This window comes from Uruburuella suis (genome assembly GCF_022870845.1).
In the GTDB taxonomy this organism is placed as follows: Bacteria; Pseudomonadota; Gammaproteobacteria; order Burkholderiales; family Neisseriaceae; genus Neisseria; species Neisseria suis.
On sequence record NZ_CP091507.1, the window covers coordinates 720,697 to 737,988 of the forward strand.

Here is a 17,292-nt window from a genome sequence, read left to right on the forward strand (position 1 = left end):
ACGGCCTTGGTGCAAAAGCACGTTTTGAATCAAAAGATTGCCGCGTGATGAATGGTGAGCAGCCCCTAAATGCGCTGATCCATTTCCGCGGCCGGTTTGTCCACCGATTTGCCCACGGTTTTGGCCGGCACGCCCACCACGGTGGAATGCGGCGGCACATCGGCCACCACCACGCTGCCGGCGCCCACTTTGGAATATTCGCCGATGCGGATGTTGCCGAGCACGGAGGCGTTGGCGCCTATCATCACGCCATCGCCCACTTTCGGGTGCCTGTCGCCGCTCTCTTTGCCTGAGCCGCCGAGGGTTACGCCGTGCAGAATGGAAATGTCGTTGCCCAGCGTGGCGGTTTCACCCACCACAAAGCCGGTGGCGTGGTCGAGCATCAGGCCGTGGCCGAAGCGGGCGGCGGGGTGGATGTCGGTGCCGAACACTTCAGATGAGCGGTTTTGTAGGAAATAGGCTAGGGTTTTGCGGCCTTGCTGCCACAGCCAATGGTTGATGCGGTGCGCCTGCACGGCATGGAAGCCTTTGAAATAAAGCAGGGGCAGCGAATATTCGTCGCAGGCCGGGTCGCGCTCGTAGCAGGCGAGAATGTCTTTTTCCACGGCTTTGATGATATCGCCATCGCTTTGCAGCGCTTGCAGATACACTTCAAACAGGGCGCGGGCATCCATAATCGGGCTGGAAAGTTTGCTGGAAAGATGAAAGGCCAGCACGCGGTCGAGCGAATGGTGGCGCAGCACGGTGAGGTGCAGAAAGCTGGCCAGCATGGGCTCGGCGGCGGCCGCGGCGGCGGCTTCGCTGCGTATGGTTTGCCATAAGTCGAAATGGGCGGAGGTGATGTGGTCGTTCATAATAAAGGCCGTCTGAAAGGGTTTAGAGGCGGATAAGGCGGCAGCCTTGATCCATCGCTTCGCGGGGCAGGTGGTAGAGGTTGTCGAGCAACAGGGTTTGCAGGCTGCCGGGGCCTTGTGCCGAGGCGGCGGCGGTTTCGCCGCACAGCCCGTAAAACGAGATGGCCGCAGCGGCCGCTTCGAGCATATTGTGGTTATGTGCGGCAATAAAAGCCCCCACCACGGCAGAAGCAATGCAGCCTGTGCCCACCAGCACAGCCATCATCGGGTGGCCGTTGCGGCACAGATAAGTGGTGCGGCCGTCGGTAATGTAATCTTCGGCGCCGGTCATCACCACGATGCTTTGGTAGCGGCGGGCCACGGTTTGGGCGATTTGAAGCGGGTCAGCTTCGAGTGCGCCGGCATCAATGCCTTTGCTGCGGTGGCCGGCTTGGGCTAAAAAGGCGATTTCGCCGGCATTGCCGCGTATGGCGCTGAAGCGGAACAATTGCAGCAATTCGTGCACGGTGTGTTGGCGCAAATAAGAAGCGCCCACGCCCACCGGGTCGAGCACGCGCGGAATATTCTTGCGGTAGGCGGCTTGTGCCGACAGATACATGGCGTTGATGCTGTGTTGGTTGAGGGTGCCGATGTTGACCACCAGGCCGTCTGAAAGGCCGGTGAGCTTGGCGGCTTCTTCCGGCTCGTCGGCCATAATCGGCGATGCGCCCAATGCGCTTAAGGCATTGGCTTGAAAAGAGGCAACCACATAGTTGGTGATGCTGTGAATCAGCGGGTTGCGGGCGCGCACGGCGGCGGCAAAACGGGCAACGGGCAGAGCCATGGCTTCTCCTGATGTGATGGTTTGAGCTATTGTATAACATAGAGCGCGGCGGCTGTACACCGCGCATGATTGAATATGCTTGGAATAGGCTTGCCATTGTGTCATCAAAAGGCCGTCTGAAAACGTGTTCAGACGGCCTTTGAATTATAACAACACAATATCGTATTGCTCCTGCGTGTAAGCGGTTTCCACCGCCAGCGAAATCGGCTTGCCGATGAAATCGACCAGCATGGCCAGCGATTGCGATTCTTCGTCGAGAAATAAATCAATCACGCTGGGCGCGGCGAGAATGCGGAAGCTTTGGGCATCGTAGCGGCGCGCTTCGCGCACGATTTCGCGTTGGATTTCGTAGCACACGGTTTGTGCGGTTTTCAGATGGCCTCTGCCTTGGCAGGTGGGGCAGGTTTCACACAACACATGGTTGAGGTTTTCGCGCGTGCGTTTGCGGGTGAGCTCCACCAACCCTAAGCTGGTGAAGCCGTTGAGGGTGACGCGGGTGCGGTCGAAGCCCAGCGCTTTGGCCAATTCCTGCAACACGGCTTCGCGGTGGCTCTCGAGCGCCATGTCGATAAAGTCGATGATGATGATGCCGCCGAGGTTGCGCAGGCGCAATTCGCGGGCGATGGCGTGGCAGGCTTCGAGGTTGGTTTTGAAAATGGTTTCGTCGAAATTGCGCGCGCCCACAAAGCCGCCGGTGTTTACATCAATGGTGGTCATGGCTTCGGTGGCTTCGATAATCAGATAGCTGCCGAAATTGAGGTTGACGCGCGGTTGCAGGGCGCGGTTGATTTCCTGCTCGATGTTGTGGGTTTCAAACAAGGGGCGCTCGCCCTTGAAAAGCTGGATTTTATCCACCGCGCCCTGCACATATTGGCCGGCAAATTCGCGCATGCGCAGATAATTTTCGGTGGAATCGACCAAAATTTCACGGGTGTTGTCGTTGAACATATCGCGCAACACGCGCAAGGGCAGCGGCAGATCTTGATAAAGCAGGGTTTCGGGCGGGCGCGTTTTGGCTTGGTGGCGGATGTGCGCCCATACTTTGGTGAGGTAGTCGATATCGGCCTGCAATTCGGCATCGGTGGCGGTTTCGGCGCTGGTGCGGATAATGTAGCCGTGGCAGGCATCGGCGGCTAAGAGATTGTTGAGCCGCTCGCGCAGGCTGTTGCGCTCGTTTTCGTCTTCGATGCGCTGCGAAATGCCGATGTGCTCGTCTTGCGGCAGGTGCACGAGAAAGCGCCCGGCCAGCGAAATCTGGGTGGAAAGGCGCGCGCCTTTGGTGTTGATTGGATCTTTAATTACTTGAACCAGCACCGATTGGCCTTCAAACAGCATGTGCTCGATGCGCTGGGTTTCTTCCGGGTTTTGGCGCTGCTCGAGCACGTCGACAATGTGCAGAAAAGCCGCCCGCTCCAAGCCGATGTCGATAAAAGCGCTCTGCATGCCGGGCAGCACGCGCCGCACCACGCCCAAATAAATATTGCCCACCAAGCCGTGGCCGCTGTTGCGCTCGATGTGCAGCTCGCAAATATTGTTTTCTTCGAGCATGGCTACGCGGGTTTCCTGCGGCGTGATGTTGACAAGCACGGTTTCAGGCGGCCTGACGATGCCTTTCGGCAGGGGAATGCTGGATAACATAATAACTCTCTGAATTTTAAAAACTTTTGCAATCGGCTCTCGGGGCGGGAAAGCCGATTGCAAAAGTGTTTGTGTCGGGCGCGGGCGTGGTGGGCAAAGCTGTTGAATCATACCTGAAAGCGCTTGTTTGCGCCAATCGGCTGTGTGCTTTTCAGACGGCCTGCGTTCTATTGTGAGGCCGTCTGAAAAAGGGTTTGCTGCATTGATTTTTCAGGTGGTGGGTTGGCGTGGGCGGCTTTGGGGTGGTGTTTGCATGCGTACGATTACGCCGCCGCAGGCGGCTAATCGTACCTACGCGGCTTGTTTCAATCGGTGTGTGCTTTTCAGACGGCCTTTGTTTTGCTTTAGGCCGTCTGAAACGGCGGCACGGCAAGGCCGCATTGTGCGAGCAGCGCCATGGTTTCATACACGGGCAGGCCCATCACGCCGGTGAAGCTGCCGCGCAAATCGGCCACAAACACGCCGCCCAAGCCCTGTATGCCGTAGGCGCCGGCTTTGTCCATCGGCTCGCCGCCGGCGATATAGGCGCTGATTTCGGCCTTGTTCAAGGTTTTGAAGGCTACGTCGCTTTGCTGGGTGTGATGATAAGTGTGCCCCTGCCAATGCACGCTCACGGCGGTGAGCACTTGGTGCACGCTGCCGGAGAGGTTTTGCAGCATTTCGCGGGCGTGTTCGGCGGATTCGGGTTTGCCCAAAATGCGGTTGTGCAGCGCCACGGTGGTGTCGGCGCTGAGGATGGGGTATTCGGGCGCATGGCGGTGTTGCGCCTGCCATTGCAGCAGCGCGGCGGTGTTTTTCTCGGCGGCCATGCGCGCCACATAAGCGGCGGCCGATTCGAGATGTTGCGGCGTTTCGTCGATGTCGGCCTTCAGGCGGATGACGGTGTAGCCGAGATTTTCGAGAATTTCGCGGCGGCGCGGGCTGCCGGAGGCGAGATAGAGGGTGTGCATAAATCAGGCCGTCTGAAAGAAAAGGGTTTTATTGAAACGCGGCGTTTGGAAATCACGATGGCAGAAAAGAGTGGCAAAGTTAATGGTTTTTCCCTTGCCCGCCCACGGCCGCCCGCTGCACGGCATCGAGCCAGCGCGTGGGCAAAAGCCGCTTTAAATACCAGAAAACCTGAGTGGGCAGGGTGATGCGGTAGCGCGCTTTGGGGCGCTCGGCCAGCAGCGCTTTCACGCACACGGCGGCGCAATCGGGCGAGGTCATGGTAAACGGCGCGGCGTCGCCTTCGGTTTCGAGGCGGGCGAGCTGGGCGCGGTAGCTTTCGGCGTGCACGCTTTTGTCGATGTCGATATATTGCTTGAATTTTTCCAGCGCGTTGGGGCGGAAGCGGGTGGCAATCGGCCCGGGCTCGATCAGGCTCACGAAAATGGCGCTGCCGTGGGTTTCGTGGCGCAAGGTGTCGGCGAGGCCTTCGAGGGCGAATTTGGAGCTGTTGTACGCGCCGCGCCAGGGCATGGCGGCAAAGCCCAAAATGCTGCTGTTTATCAACACGCGCCCGCGGCCTTGGCGGCGGAAGATTTTCATGGCGTGGGTGATGCATTCCCAAGTGCCGAACACATTGGTGTTGAATTGCTGGTGCAGGGCGATGCGCGGAATATCTTCCACCGCGCCCACTTGGCCGTAGCCGGCGTTGCAGAATAGCGCATCGAGCCTGCCGCCGGTTTGCGCGAGAATGTGGGCAAATGCGGCTTCGATTTGGGCGCTGTCGGTCACATCAAGCAGGAGCGCATCGGCGAGGCCTTCGCTTTGCAGCCGCGCCACATCTTCGGTGCGCCGGCACGAGGCAAACACGCGCCAGCCTTTTTCGTGCAGCTGTTTGGCGGTGTCGTAGCCGATGCCGCTGGAGCAGCCGGTGATCAAAATGGTGTTCATGATGAGGGTGTGCGATGGGTTTTCAGACGGCCTTTTTATCACAGTTGAGGCCGTCTGAAAAACTATGTGCGCGCAAAAGCGATTAAATGCTCCAGCTCCAGGCGGATGCCGATGCGGCTGCCGATGGGGTGGTTGTGGTGGCTGGGCACATGGGCGAGCACGGTTTCGCCGCTGTCGAGCTTGAGGGTGTAGATAAAATAGCTGCCTTTGAAATCTTTATCGAGCACTTCGGCGCTCACGGGGCTGTTGTCGTCGTGCACCACATCATCGGGGCGCAGCAGCACATCTACTTCACGGCAGCTTTGGCAATGGTGCGGCACCACGCCGCAAAATTCGCCCAGCGCCAGCCGCACGCAATGGCTGCCGCTCATTTGGCCGCGCAGCAACACGCCTTGGCCGATAAAGCCGGCAATGGCGGGTGTGGCGGGGTTGTGGTAGAGATTATAGGGCGTGTCCCATTGTTGCAGGCGGCCATCGGCCATGATGCCGATTTTGTCGGCCATGGCAAAGGCTTCTTGCTGATCGTGCGTTACCAGTAGGGCGCTGGTGTTTTCCTGCTTGAGTAGCGAGCGCACTTCTTTAGATAAACGGGTGCGCAAATCGGCATCGAGGTTGGAAAAAGGCTCGTCGAGTAGCACAAGCTCGGGCTTGGGCGCGAGCGCACGCGCCAGCGCCACGCGCTGTTGCTGGCCGCCGGAAAGCTGGTGCGGATAATGGCCGCCGTAATCGGGCAGGCCGATGAGCGCGAGCAATTCGGCCACGCGCGCTTTGCGCGCTTCGGCGCTGCGGCCGCTCAAGCCGAAAGCGATGTTGTCGGCCACATTCAGGTGCGGAAACAGCGCGTAATCTTGAAACACCATGCCGATACGGCGCAAATGCGGCGGCACAAACAGGCGGCCGTCTGAAAGCGTGCGCCCTTGCAGCGCAATGCGGCCGAGCTCGGGCTGCTCGAAGCCGGCCACGGCGCGCAGGGCGGTGGTTTTGCCGCAGCCCGAATGGCCGAGCAGGCAGGCGATTTCACCGGCCTCTAAATCAAAGCCGAAGCCTTGCAGCACCGCAGTGCGGCCAAACGATAAATATAAGTCGGCAACGTTTAAAATCATCGGTTTTGCTCCGTGCGCGAAAACAAAATCACAGGCACCAGGCCGGTGAGCACAATCAATAAGGCAGGCAGCGCGGCATTGGCATATTGCCCTTCAATGGTGAAGGCATACACGCGCACCGCCAGCGTGTCCCAATCGTAAGGGCGCGTCATCAGCGTGATGGGCATCTCTTTCATCACATCCACAAACGTCATCAACAGCGCCGTGCCGAGCGAGCCTTTCAAAAGCGGCAGATACACGCGCCGCAACACGCCCGCGCCGGTGCAGCCGAGCGAGCGCGCCGCTTCGGCCTGCGAGGGGCTGATGCGCTCCAACCCGGCTTCCACGCTGGCATAGCCCACCGCCAAAAAGCGGATTAAATAAGCAGCCAGCATCACCCACAAAGTGCCTTTGAGCACGCCGGTGGTGCCCTCGGGCAGATGCAGCCACGCAATCAGAATATTGTCGAACCAGGCCACCGGCACAAACACGCCCACCGCCAGCACCGTGCCGGGAATGGCATAGCCCAGCGTGGCGATGCGTGCGGCCACGGCGGCAAAGCGGCTCTTGTCGGCGCGCTTGGTCAAAGCCAGCAAGAGCGCCACCGCCGCCACCGCCAGCGCGGCCAGCAGCGAAGCGGCAAAAGAATGCCAGGCGTGCAGCCATAAAGAGGTGTTGAAGCCGTCGTGCCAGGTATCGTAAGCCCACCACAATAATTGCAGCAGCGGAATAAAAAATGCCGCCGCCAAAATCAGGCCGCAATAAGCCGTGGCCAGCCATTTCATGCGGCCGCTCAGCGCTTTGCGCCGCTGCCGCTGCGCCTTGCCGGCCTGATGAAAGCGGCGCCGGCCGCGGCTGAGCTGCTCCAGCGCCAGCAGCACAAACACCGCAGTGACCAAAAGCGCTGCCAGCTGCTTGGCGGTTTCGAGCGAGAAAAAGTCAAACCAGGCCTGATAAATGGCGGTGGTGAAGGTGTCGTAGCCAAACACCGACACCGTGCCGAAATCAGCCAGCGTTTCCATCAGCGCCAAAATCACGCCGCCGGCAATCCACGGCCGCGCCATCGGCAGCGCCACTTTGACAAAAGCGCGCGCAGGCGAGAGCCCCAGCGATGCCCCCGCTTCCAGCGCCCGCTGCCCCATGCTTGCAAACGCATTGCGCGCCAGCAAATACACATAAGGATAAAAAGTGAGGCTCATCACCAGCACCAGTCCGAAGCCGTTGCGCACTTCGGGCAGCGCCTGCTCAATGCCGTAAGCATTGCGCAGCCAAGTGTTGATCACGCCGGTGTAGTCAAACAGGCCGAGCTGGGTAAAGGCCAGCACATAAGCGGGCACGGCCAAGGGCAGCATCAGCGCCCAAAAGAAAAAGCGCCGCAGCGGAAATTCATACATGGTGGTGAGCCATGCGCCGCTGGTGCCCAGAAAAGCCACGCCCACGCCCACGCCAAACACCAAAAACAAGGTGTTTTTCACGAGCTCGGGCAATTGGTAATCCAGCAGAAAAGCCCAGATTTCCGCATCAAATTCACCCAACGCCGCCATAATCACCGCAAGCGGAATCACCACCAGCGCGATGCAGAATAAAAGCCACAAGCGGGCACTCAGGGCGGAATAAGCAGCTTTCATGGGTTCAGACGGCCTGTCGAAATTGGGAGCAAAGCCTGAATTATGGTGGGCATTGGAGATGATTGCAATACAAAATATACGCGTTTAAAAGATAAATGATAGTTTTTATTGTTTGTGTTCTCAGTTTGATTTAGAATCAAACCGTTTCAGCTTTCACATTCAAACCGATTGCAAAGGAAAAAACATGATGAAAACAACATTGGCCGCTTCATTGGCCTTGATGATTGCCGCACCGGCATTTGCCAACGAATTGGTGGTGTATTCTTCGCGCGCCGACAACCTGCTCAAGCCCGTGGTGGCCGAATATGAAAAGAAAACCGGCACCAAAGTGCAGCTGGTGGGCGGCCAGGCCGGCCCCTTGATGGAAAAAATACGCGCCGAGGGCAGCAACACCCCGGCCGATGTGTTTATCACGGTTGACGGCGGCAACTTGTGGCAGGCCACCCAAATGGGCTTGCTGCGCCCGATTAACTCGCCCACGCTCAAGGCCAATATCCCCGCCAGCCTGCGCGACCCGAAAAACCAATGGTATGGCTTATCCGTGCGCGCCCGCACCATTTTCTACAACACCAATAAAGTGAAGCCCGCCGAGCTTTCGAGCTATGCCGCGTTGGCCGATGCAAAATGGAAAGGGCGCTTGTGTTTGCGCACCTCGAATAATGTGTATAACCAATCGCTGGTGGGCACCATGATTGCCAACCTCGGCGCGGTGAAAACCGAGCAAATCGTAAAAGGCTGGGTGGCCAATTTGGCCGCGCCGCCGTTTGCCAACGACACCGCCATGCTTGAAGCCATCGGCGCCGGTCGCTGCGATGTGGGCATTGCCAACACTTATTACTACGGCCGCCTGATGGATAAACAGCCCAATCTGCCCATCGGCATTTTCTTTGCCGACCAGCAAGGCAAAGGCACGCATGTGAATGTGTCCGGCGCGGGTGTAACCAAATTCAGCAAGCGCCCGGCCGAAGCGCAGAAATTCATCGAATGGCTCAGCGGCAGCGAAGCGCAAAACCTGTTTGCCGACCTCAACCACGAATACCCGGCCAACCCGAAAGTGAAGCCCGACCCGAAAGTGGCCAAATGGGGCAGCTTCAAGCAAGATGTAATCAATGTGTCGGTGGCCGGCAGCAACCAAAAACGCGCCGTAATGTTGATGCGCAAAGCAGGCTATAAATAAATCGGTTTGATTGGATATTAAAAAGGCCGTCTGAAGATTCAGACGGCCTTTTCTTTTGCAAACGGCTTATAACCAAACTTTTTGAATGTTGGCGTTGTTTCGGTGCGGATGTTGATAATGCCGCTTTACCACTTCATCTCGCCTTTAATCACTTTGGCGCTGATGTCGAGGCTTTCCGCACCGCCCAAACCCGGATAGGCTTGCTTCATTTTGGCAACCAGCTCGGTTGAATTGCCGCTGGCGGCGGCGTTGCGTTCAAAATCGCTCAGGTATTTTTGAGTGAAGCCGATTGAGGACACGCCGTTGCCGATGTTTCCGACAAAGTGCGCCGGAATCACTTGTTTGGGCTTCAGCTTTTGCATGCCGCTCAAGGTGCGTTGCCATTGCTGGCGCGATTCAGGGCTTTGGCTGTCGGCCACCCACATATGCTCGCCGCTCACCAGATTGATGCCGCCCAGAATGGTTTTGGTGGAAGGCACCCATAAATAAGTGCGGTGCGGATCGTTGTCACGATTGCGGATTTCGATATGGCTGCTGCCCACTTGCAGGGTTTTGCCGGCGTAGGCTTGCGGAATCACCAGCGCGCGCGGGGCGTTTTCTTTCATGATGGGCCCCCAGTAATCATTTTTGGCGATGACGTTGCCTTTGATGTGTTGAACCGTTTCCGGTGTGGCAATCACGCGGGCATTGGGAAAGGCTTGAATCACGGGCTCGAGGCCGAAATAAAAATCAGGGTCGCCGTGGCTGATGTAGATGGTGTTTAGCGGTTTGCCGATGGCTTTGATTTTTTGCACCAATGTTTCGGCATCGTTGCGTTGAAACTGGCTGTCCACCAGCATCACTTCTTTATCGCCTTCCACAATCACGGAGGTTACGGCAAAAATGCTGTTGTGGCCGGGGTTGAATACTTCGTATTTCAAATTATCGGCCATGGCCAAAGGTGCGGCTAAACCGAGCATGGCAATGAAAGCGCTTGTTTTCATGTGGGTTCCTTTTGATATATGATGGTGTTGTTAGTGGAAAGCATCATATCACGATGAAATATGGCCGAGTAGGCGGTTTGATTGAAGTATAATTTAAGCTGAGCTTAATAATGGTGCGTCATACAATGAAATGCAGGCAGATGTTAAACAACAGGCCGTCTGAAAATCTTTTTCAGGCGGCCTGTTTTGATTTTGCCTGCTTAAGGTTTTTCACCCACTACTTCGTTGGCTTCTTTCAACACCGCTTCGGGAATGGTGAAGCCCAGCGCCGCAGCGGCAGCGGGGTTCACCATCAAACTGCCTTCTTTCGGGTGCTCGGGCGTGATGCTGCCCGGCTGCTCGCCTTTGAGAATGCGCGCCACCATGTGGCCGGTTTGCACGCCCAAATCGTAAAAATCGGGGCCGTAAGCCGCGATGGCGCCGCGCTTCACTGTGCCGGTGTCGGCCGCCACCAAGGGCAGCTTGATTTCGGTGCCCGCCTTGTAAACGGCTTCATAGGCCGACACCACACCGTTGTCAAACGAAGTGTAGAGCAGATCCACTTTGCCTTTGAGGCTGCGCACGGCCGCGCCCACATCGGTGGTGCGCGGCGCGGCCACGGCCACCACTTCGATGTTTTTCGGCGCCAGAAAAGCTTTCATGCGCTCAAGCGTGGTGGTGGAATTGATTTCGCCGGGGCTGTAAACATAGCCGATGCGCTTCAAATCCGGCATCAATTTCTGCATCAATTCAAATTGCGGCTCAAACGGGATATAGTCCGACATGCCGGTAACATTGGTGCCCGAGGGCGCATCCATGCTGGGCACGAGCTTGGCGGCTACGGGGTCGATAATGGCATTAAACACCACCGGCACGCTCTTGGTGGCGGCCACCACCGATTGGGCGCTGGGCGTGGAAATCACCACAATCGCATCGGGCTTGTCGGCGGCGAATTTTTTGGCAATCTGGCCGGCGGTGGCGGTGCTGCCTTGTGCGTTTTGATAATCAATGCTCAGATTTTCACCCGCTTTAAAGCCCGCTTCGGCCAGCCCCGCTTCGATGCCTTTGCGCGAAGCATCCAGCGCCGGATGTTCGACGATTTGGGTGATGGCCACCGTTTTCACGGCTGCGGGCGCGGTGTCGGCCGTGTTTTGCTGCGCCGACGGCGAGCAGGCGCTCAGCAAAGCGGCGGCGGCGAGTGTGGATAAGGTGAGGCGCATGGGTTTCTCCTGTTTTTTTGTGTGCATTGATGAAAGGGGAATCATAATGAAAAAAGAGCGGTTTGTGCGGGTGGTGAAATTTTTTACTGATGCCGGAATCCGCATCAAAATATTAGATTTTTACTCTGAAATAGCGTTTAATCAAAATTTTTGCGCCAAACGCAATATTAAATCATGATGCAGCGCTGATTATGGAAACGAACGGTTTAATTGGTTTTCATACCAATCCAAAAAAATAACCTAACTTCGTTGTCTCGCCTTGCCGAATCTATAGCTTACTTTTTTGAATTGGTATCAGACGACCTGATAGAAAAAGAGCACAACGTGGAATTATTTTGGCCTTATCTGGCGCTGGCCGCTTCGGCATTTACCTCGGCCACCATTCTGCCCGGCACTTCAGAAGCGGCGTTTGCCGTGTTTGTGCAGCAATATCCGCATGCGTGGGCGGGCGCGTGGCTGCTGGCGGGTGTGTGCAACGGCTTGGGCAGCATGGTTTCCTATGGCATGGGGCGGCTGATTCCGCCGAAAAAGCAGCCGTCTGAAAAAGTGCTGCGCTGGCTGCGCCGCTGGGGTGTGTGGTCGCTGCTGCTGGCCTGGCTGCCGCTGGTGGGCGACGGCCTGCCGATTGCCGCCGGCTGGCTGCGCTTGAATGCCTGGGCAAGCTGCCTGATGCTGCTGGCGGGCAAGTTTTTGCGCTATGGTCTGCTGCTGGCCGGTTTGAAAGCCTGGCTGTGAAGGGGACGAATCATTTTCAGACGGCCTTTTATCATGCTGTCTGAAACAAAATCGGCTACAATACGCGCTTAAAATCTGAGATTTGGCAAACATGAAAGAGCATAAAGCCCGCAAGCGTTTCGGGCAGAATTTTTTGCAGGACACGCGCATCATCAATGATATTGTGAGCGCCGTGCGCCCCGCGCCCGGTGATGTGGTGATTGAAATCGGCCCCGGTTTGGCGGCGATTACCGAGCCTTTGGCGCGCAAGCTCGATAAGCTTTATGTGATCGAAATCGACCGTGACATCATCAAGCGCCTGAAAACACTGCCCTTTGCCGATAAATTGGTGATACACGAAGGCGATGTGTTGCAGTTTGATTTTGGCAGCGTGGCCGGCAAAAAGAAAATTGTCGGCAATCTGCCGTATAATATTTCCACGCCGCTGCTGTTCCGCTTGAGCGAAGTGGCCGATGAAGTGGCCGATATGCATTTTATGCTGCAAAAAGAAGTGGTGGAACGCATGGTGGCTGCACCCAAAAGCAACGATTACGGCCGCCTGAGCGTGATGCTGCAATATTTTTTCGACATGGAGCTGCTGCTTGAAGTGCCGCCCGAATCGTTCGATCCCGCGCCGAAAGTGGATTCTGCCGTGGTGCGCATGATTCCCGATGCCGGCCGCATCGGCGTGGCGCAAGATTTCGAGCATTTCGGCAAGCTTGTGAAAGCCGCTTTTCACCAGCGGCGCAAAACCATCCGCAATAATCTGAAAGACATCGCCACCGATGAAGATTTGGCCGCCGTAGGCATCAATCCGCAGGATAGAGCCGAGCATATTGCGCCCGAATTATATGTGACGCTGAGCAATTATCTGGCCGACAAGGCCGCTTGAAACACCGAAAGCATAAAATGATTAAATTCAAAAATGTAAACAAATTTTTCAAAGACCTGCATGTGCTCAACGATGTGAATCTGGAAGTGAAGCAGGGCGAAGTAGTGGTGGTGTGCGGGCCTTCCGGCAGTGGTAAATCCACGCTCATCCGCACGGTAAACCAGCTCGAGCAGATTCAGGGCGGCGAAATCTGGGTGGACGGCATGAATGTGGCCGACCCGAAAACCGATTTAAACAAAGTGCGCGCAGAAGTGGGCTTTGTGTTTCAAAGCTTCAATCTTTATCCGCATCTGAACGTGTTGGAAAATATCGTGCTCTCGCCGATGAAGGTGAAAAAGCTCAGCCGCACAGCCGCCGAAAAAAAAGCCATGGAATTGCTCGATCGCGTGGGCTTGGCGCATAAAAAGATGCCATGCCCGGCCAGCTTTCCGGCGGCCAGCAGCAGCGTGTGGCGATTGCCCGCGGCTTGGCGATGGAGCCGCGCGTGATGCTGTTTGACGAGCCCACTTCGGCGCTCGACCCGGAAATGGTGGGCGAAGTGCTCAAAGTGATGAAAGATTTGGCGCTCAGCGGCATGACCATGATGTGCGTTACCCACGAAATGGGCTTTGCGCGCGAAGTGGCCGACCGGGTGATTTTCGTCGACCACGGCTGCGTGGTGGAAGATGCCGATCCGGAAGCGTTTTTTATCAAGCCGCAAACCGAACGGGCGCGGCAATTTTTGCAGCAGGTGATGCATTAATTATAATTAATAGATTCGCACAAAACCGAAAAGGCCGTCTGAAAGATTTTTCAGACGGCCTTTTATCGGATGATGCATTCGGCAGGGCTTATTTTTTGGCAGCGTTGGCCAAGCGGGCGGTGGCGGTTTTGTCCAGCTTGCAAGCCTGGGTAACGATTTGCGATACCGGCATTTGTTGGCCGTTAACCACTTCCACGGCTTGCTGGGTGAGTGTGCCGCCGTCTACTTTATCCACGGTGGCCGGGGTGGCTTTGGCCGAGGTCCAGGTGATGCCTTGGGCGGTGAAGCTGTTTTGCTCGTTGTCGCCAATCACGCGGAAAAGGCCGGGTGAGAGCTTGTCTTGATATTTGACTTGCGCCACCACCACATCGCCGCCTTTGAAGCCATACATCACGGTGAGCGGGTTTTGGCCTTTGTCGCCGCATTTATAGGCCACTTCTTTTCGGCCGTCGATAGAATCCACTTGTACCGTGGCCGGATCTTGCTGTGCGGCCGGTGCTTGTGCCGCAGGTGTGGCGGCAGAGGCTGCCGGAGCGGCTTTCGCTTTGCTGCCGCCCATGCTGCCACAGCCGGTTAAAAGCGCGCTCAGAGCCAGCGCAGGAACGATCAATTTCAAATTTGCTTTCATTTGGGTAAAACTCCGTTGTTGCGAGAATGTTGTGTATCACACACATTCGGCTACGTTAGCAGAGAAAAAGTTCCATGTCTTGCTGCATTGTGCCGGCGGGCATGCGCGGTGTATTCCGAATGAGAAAGAATGTAGGCCAGCGATTTGATTTTTATGTGTTTCTTGGGCACTGAAGCTGATGCAGTGTGCGGGTAAATTTAGGCAAAGGCGGCTGGGATGTTTTTGTAATCGATAAATAATCGGGCTTGATTTTTTTCAAGGCAAACAAAAAAGCACAGCTTTTAAACTGTGCTTTTTTGCGTATTGGCACGCCCACGGGGAATCGAACCCCGGTTACCGCCGTGAAAGGGCGATGTCCTAACCGCTAGACGATGGGCGCATATAAATGGTTTCTGGCGCACCCGGAGCGATTCGAACGCCCGACCCTCTGGTTCGTAGCCAGATACTCTATCCAACTGAGCTACGGGTGCGAGAAAGATATGAATTATAGGGAGTAGGTGCAAAGCTGTCAAGCGCCTTTCTACAAAAAATGTAGAAAAATGCAGAAAAGTGTAGAATGCGGCTTTGCTGTTTGAATCGAATTATTGGAATGAATATGGCGCAAGCCTCGCGTTGGCCGCAATTGGCGGCATGTTTTGCCCGTTTGGGCATGCCGGTGGCGGTGGTGGATTTGGAAACCACCGGCGGCAATATGTATGAAGACCGCGTTACCGAGGTGGCGCTGTTGCGTTTTGAAGGCGGGAAAATCACGCAACACCAATGGCTGGTAAACCCCGAGCAGCCGATTTCGCCGTTTATCACCCGCCTCACCGGCATTGATGATGAAATGGTGGCCTCGGCGCCGGTTTTTACCGAGCTGGCGCCGATGCTGCTGCCGCTTTTGCGCGGCACGCTGGTGGTGGCGCATAACAGCCGCTTCGACTATACCTTTTTGCGCCACGAATTCCGGCGCGCCGGCGTTTGTTTTGCTGCGCCGGCTTTGTGCACGGTGCAATTGTCGCGCCGGCTTTATCCCGAATTTCACAAACATAATCTCGATAGTATTATCGAGCGTTTCGATCTTGCTGTGGAAAGCCGCCATCGCGCCATGGCCGATGTGTTGGTGTTGGCCGATTTTTTGGAAAAAAGCATTGCCCAAGCCGGCGCGCAGGCGTGGGATGAGCATTCTCGGGCATTGATGAATCCGAAAATGCTGCCCGCCCGTTTGCCGGCCGCGCTGGCCGCGCAGATTTATGCTTTGCCCGATGCGCATGGCGTGTTGGTGTGGCTCGATGCGCGCGGGCAGGTGTTGGCGCTGGCGGCGCATGAGAAAACGTTTTATGAAACGGCCACGGCGCTGCATGCCAAGCAGCCGCCTGTTTATACCCAACAAGCGGCATCGGTGCGATTTGTGCCGGCGCTGGGGCCTTTGCATGCGTTGTGGCTGAAAGCGCAGCTGTTGGCCGAATATCATTTGAGGCCGTCTGAAAGCGGGCGCACTTATTTAACGGTTCAGTTTGCGCCGGATGAGCGGGCGCGTTTGCAGGCGCGGATTGTGCCGCTGAGCAACGGCAGCCATGTTTGTCGTCCCAATGGTTTGTTTCTGCATAAGAAAAAGGCGCGGCAGGCGCTGGTGGAATGGGCGCACGCGCACTTGTTGTGCCCGGCTTCGTTGGATTTGCTGCCCGGCACTTATGCCAAAGGCCAACCTTGCCCGCTGCTGGCGGCCGGCCAATGCAGCGGCCAATGCCAGGGCGAAGCAGGCGTGCAGGCGCAAAATAAACGCATCGGCGAACAGGCGGCTTGGCTGCCGGTGGCCGATTGGGGCGGGGCGCATGAAGTGGAGATTACGGAGCGCGATGAATTATCGGGACAATCGGTGGCTTTGCGCTGCGCCGGCGGTGCGCTCGAGCTGCCCGATGGGCGTTGGTATTTTGATGATGCGCTGCCGGCGGTGTTGAAAGCCAAGTTTAAGCAGGGCAAGAAGGCGGTAAAGGTGTTGGGATAGCCGGCTGAGGTTGTGGTTTGGTGGGCTAGGGCATCCTGACAATTACTTGTCATAAAAATAATCAGATAAAAGAAAGGCAGATAAGTTAAAATTTTTGTCGCCAAACAAAACATACTTATCTGCCATGCCTCGAACACTACTCAAAGATGAATACTGGTCAAAGCTGTTAAACATTCTGCTCGATTTAGGCGTTTACCACAAGAAAAATCTGCGCCTCAAAATAGAAGGCATACTTTACCGCATCAGAACCGGCATACCGTGGGAAGACATCCCGCCGTTTTTCGGTAAAGGCAATTCCCTGTTGCGCCTCTTCCATAGATGGTCGGAGAAAGGGATTTTTCAAAGCATACTCAATGCCTTGACCGAATTCCCCGATATGGAATGGGTATTTATTGACGGCAGCTATGTCAAAGTCCACCAACATGCAGCGGCAACTGTTGGAGAGGCAGCCGCTGTCGGCCACAGCCGTGGTGGCAATAGCACTAAAATTCATTTGGCTGTCGATGCCTGTGGAAACCCTGTAGGTTTCAAGGTCACATCGGGAACGGTTAATGACATTACTGCGGCACCGGAATTGCTGGATAGCGTAGATTTATCCTCAACCGAAGTGCTGACTGCCGACAAAGGTTATGACTCTGACGCTTTCAGGCAGTTGCTTGCCGATATGGGCATCAGGCCGAATATTCCTTATAAAAAAGACAGGGAGCGTCTGAATGTGTGTATGGATTGGTATTTGTATAAAGCGAGGCATTTGGTAGAGAATGCCTTTGAAAAATTGAAACATTTTCGTGCGGTTGCCACCCGTTACGATCGTTTGAAAAGGCATTATGAAAGCGTAGTTGCTTTAGCTTGTATTATGCTATGGCTGCCTTTATGACAAGTAATTGTCAGGACGCCCTAGGGTCTGTTCACAATTCATCCGCGAGTAAGATTTTGAGCGCAAAAGCGTGACTGCAAGGCGAAAAGCACAGCAAGGTTGAACACCTTGCGAGCATTTTCAACGCAGCAGGCGCGTTTTTGAGCCAAAATATTGCCGCGTGATGAAATGTGAACAGACCCTAAGGCAA

15 protein-coding genes, 2 tRNA genes and 1 pseudogene are annotated in these 17,292 nt (G+C 56.0%); 6 read left to right on the plus strand and 12 right to left on the minus strand.

Features of this window, described 5'->3' with window-relative positions; translation table 11 throughout:
* Window positions 1-65 precede the first annotated feature (65 nt).
* From cysE to LVJ78_RS03225, 7 genes are all read right to left on the minus strand, one after another.
* The gene (gene cysE, locus LVJ78_RS03195) at window positions 66-854 is read right to left on the minus strand and encodes a serine O-acetyltransferase (protein WP_424580121.1); all 789 of its coding nucleotides are present in this window, start codon (window positions 852-854) and stop codon (window positions 66-68) included.
* 22 nt (window positions 855-876) lie between these two features.
* Window positions 877-1,677: a hydroxyethylthiazole kinase gene (gene thiM / locus LVJ78_RS03200; protein ID WP_165870937.1), complete on the minus strand. Its 801-nt coding sequence runs from the start codon at window positions 1,675-1,677 to the stop codon at window positions 877-879.
* Between the two features lie 144 nt (window positions 1,678-1,821).
* On the minus strand, window positions 1,822-3,315 hold the full coding sequence (rng, locus tag LVJ78_RS03205) for a ribonuclease G (RefSeq protein WP_132954673.1): 1,494 nt from the start codon (window positions 3,313-3,315) through the stop codon (window positions 1,822-1,824).
* A gap of 344 nt (window positions 3,316-3,659) precedes the next feature.
* Window positions 3,660-4,265 (minus strand): Maf family protein, encoded by a 606-nt coding sequence (locus LVJ78_RS03210; protein ID WP_132954672.1) that lies wholly within the window; start codon window positions 4,263-4,265, stop codon window positions 3,660-3,662.
* Between the two features lie 79 nt (window positions 4,266-4,344).
* Entirely contained in the window at window positions 4,345-5,193 is an 849-nt protein-coding gene (locus LVJ78_RS03215) for an SDR family NAD(P)-dependent oxidoreductase (RefSeq protein ID WP_132954671.1), read from the minus strand.
* A 62-nt stretch (window positions 5,194-5,255) separates the two neighbouring features.
* The gene (locus LVJ78_RS03220) at window positions 5,256-6,296 is read right to left on the minus strand and encodes an ABC transporter ATP-binding protein (RefSeq protein ID WP_132954670.1); all 1,041 of its coding nucleotides are present in this window, start codon (window positions 6,294-6,296) and stop codon (window positions 5,256-5,258) included.
* A complete protein-coding gene (locus LVJ78_RS03225; RefSeq protein WP_132954669.1) occupies window positions 6,293-7,903 on the minus strand; it encodes an ABC transporter permease in 1,611 nt (536 codons plus the stop codon). The genes LVJ78_RS03220 and LVJ78_RS03225 overlap by 4 nt, the downstream gene beginning before the upstream one ends.
* A 184-nt stretch (window positions 7,904-8,087) precedes the next feature.
* On the opposite strand from LVJ78_RS03225, the gene LVJ78_RS03230 reads away from it, so the two are divergent.
* The gene (locus LVJ78_RS03230) at window positions 8,088-9,080 is read left to right on the plus strand and encodes an extracellular solute-binding protein (RefSeq protein WP_207894338.1); all 993 of its coding nucleotides are present in this window, start codon (window positions 8,088-8,090) and stop codon (window positions 9,078-9,080) included.
* Between the two features lie 125 nt (window positions 9,081-9,205).
* Here the strand turns inward: LVJ78_RS03230 and LVJ78_RS03235 are convergent, their stop codons facing one another.
* Together LVJ78_RS03235 and LVJ78_RS03240 are read right to left on the minus strand one after the other, a co-directional pair.
* Window positions 9,206-10,063 carry an MBL fold metallo-hydrolase gene (locus tag LVJ78_RS03235; RefSeq protein WP_132954668.1) on the minus strand — a complete coding sequence of 286 codons (858 nt, stop codon included), beginning with the start codon at window positions 10,061-10,063 and terminating at the stop codon, window positions 9,206-9,208.
* A gap of 200 nt (window positions 10,064-10,263) precedes the next feature.
* Window positions 10,264-11,262: an ABC transporter substrate-binding protein gene (locus tag LVJ78_RS03240; RefSeq protein ID WP_132954667.1), complete on the minus strand. Its 999-nt coding sequence runs from the start codon at window positions 11,260-11,262 to the stop codon at window positions 10,264-10,266.
* A gap of 324 nt (window positions 11,263-11,586) precedes the next feature.
* Between LVJ78_RS03240 and LVJ78_RS03245 the strand changes: the two genes are divergently transcribed.
* The 3 genes and pseudogenes from LVJ78_RS03245 (at window position 11,587) to LVJ78_RS03255 (ending at window position 13,610) form a co-directional block, all read left to right on the plus strand.
* Entirely contained in the window at window positions 11,587-11,997 is a 411-nt protein-coding gene (locus LVJ78_RS03245; protein WP_132954666.1) for a YqaA family protein, read from the plus strand.
* A gap of 91 nt (window positions 11,998-12,088) precedes the next feature.
* The gene (rsmA, locus tag LVJ78_RS03250; protein ID WP_132954665.1) at window positions 12,089-12,868 is read left to right on the plus strand and encodes a 16S rRNA (adenine(1518)-N(6)/adenine(1519)-N(6))-dimethyltransferase RsmA; all 780 of its coding nucleotides are present in this window, start codon (window positions 12,089-12,091) and stop codon (window positions 12,866-12,868) included.
* A 17-nt stretch (window positions 12,869-12,885) separates the two neighbouring features.
* A pseudogene (locus tag LVJ78_RS03255) lies at window positions 12,886-13,610 on the plus strand (amino acid ABC transporter ATP-binding protein).
* Window positions 13,611-13,698: 88 nt separating this feature from the next.
* On the opposite strand, the gene LVJ78_RS03260 reads toward LVJ78_RS03255, so the two are convergent.
* The 3 genes from LVJ78_RS03260 to LVJ78_RS03270 all read right to left on the minus strand — a co-directional run bounded on the left by LVJ78_RS03260 (window position 13,699) and on the right by LVJ78_RS03270 (window position 14,708).
* Complete coding sequence (locus LVJ78_RS03260; protein ID WP_341539399.1) at window positions 13,699-14,226, minus strand: hypothetical protein; 528 nt, start codon at window positions 14,224-14,226, stop codon at window positions 13,699-13,701.
* 316 nt (window positions 14,227-14,542) lie between these two features.
* Window positions 14,543-14,617 (minus strand) — tRNA-Glu (locus LVJ78_RS03265).
* A gap of 14 nt (window positions 14,618-14,631) precedes the next feature.
* Window positions 14,632-14,708: transfer RNA gene (locus LVJ78_RS03270), tRNA-Arg, on the minus strand.
* 125 nt (window positions 14,709-14,833) lie between these two features.
* On the opposite strand from LVJ78_RS03270, the gene LVJ78_RS03275 reads away from it, so the two are divergent.
* Window positions 14,834-16,225 (plus strand): exonuclease domain-containing protein, encoded by a 1,392-nt coding sequence (locus tag LVJ78_RS03275; RefSeq protein WP_132954680.1) that lies wholly within the window; start codon window positions 14,834-14,836, stop codon window positions 16,223-16,225.
* 124 nt (window positions 16,226-16,349) lie between these two features.
* Window positions 16,350-17,102: an IS5 family transposase gene (locus tag LVJ78_RS03280; RefSeq protein WP_244802559.1), complete on the plus strand. Its 753-nt coding sequence runs from the start codon at window positions 16,350-16,352 to the stop codon at window positions 17,100-17,102.
* The last annotated feature ends 190 nt before the right edge of the window (window positions 17,103-17,292 follow it).

Bases quoted from the DNA above. Each gene is read 5' to 3' on its own strand.
- cysE (WP_424580121.1), bottom strand. From the start codon at position 854: ATGAACGACCACATCACCTCCGCCCATTTCGACTTATGGCAAACCATA.
- thiM (WP_165870937.1), bottom strand. From the start codon at position 1,677: ATGGCTCTGCCCGTTGCCCGTTTTGCCGCCGCCGTGCGCGCCCGCAAC.
- rng (WP_132954673.1), bottom strand. From the start codon at position 3,315: ATGTTATCCAGCATTCCCCTGCCGAAAGGCATCGTCAGGCCGCCTGAA.
- LVJ78_RS03210 (WP_132954672.1), bottom strand. From the start codon at position 4,265: ATGCACACCCTCTATCTCGCCTCCGGCAGCCCGCGCCGCCGCGAAATT.
- LVJ78_RS03215 (WP_132954671.1), bottom strand. From the start codon at position 5,193: ATGAACACCATTTTGATCACCGGCTGCTCCAGCGGCATCGGCTACGAC.
- LVJ78_RS03220 (WP_132954670.1), bottom strand. From the start codon at position 6,296: ATGATTTTAAACGTTGCCGACTTATATTTATCGTTTGGCCGCACTGCG.
- LVJ78_RS03225 (WP_132954669.1), bottom strand. From the start codon at position 7,903: ATGAAAGCTGCTTATTCCGCCCTGAGTGCCCGCTTGTGGCTTTTATTC.
- LVJ78_RS03230 (WP_207894338.1), top strand. From the start codon at position 8,088: ATGATGAAAACAACATTGGCCGCTTCATTGGCCTTGATGATTGCCGCA.
- LVJ78_RS03235 (WP_132954668.1), bottom strand. From the start codon at position 10,063: ATGAAAACAAGCGCTTTCATTGCCATGCTCGGTTTAGCCGCACCTTTG.
- LVJ78_RS03240 (WP_132954667.1), bottom strand. From the start codon at position 11,262: ATGCGCCTCACCTTATCCACACTCGCCGCCGCCGCTTTGCTGAGCGCC.
- rsmA (WP_132954665.1), top strand. From the start codon at position 12,089: ATGAAAGAGCATAAAGCCCGCAAGCGTTTCGGGCAGAATTTTTTGCAG.
- LVJ78_RS03275 (WP_132954680.1), top strand. From the start codon at position 14,834: ATGGCGCAAGCCTCGCGTTGGCCGCAATTGGCGGCATGTTTTGCCCGT.
- LVJ78_RS03280 (WP_244802559.1), top strand. From the start codon at position 16,350: ATGCCTCGAACACTACTCAAAGATGAATACTGGTCAAAGCTGTTAAAC.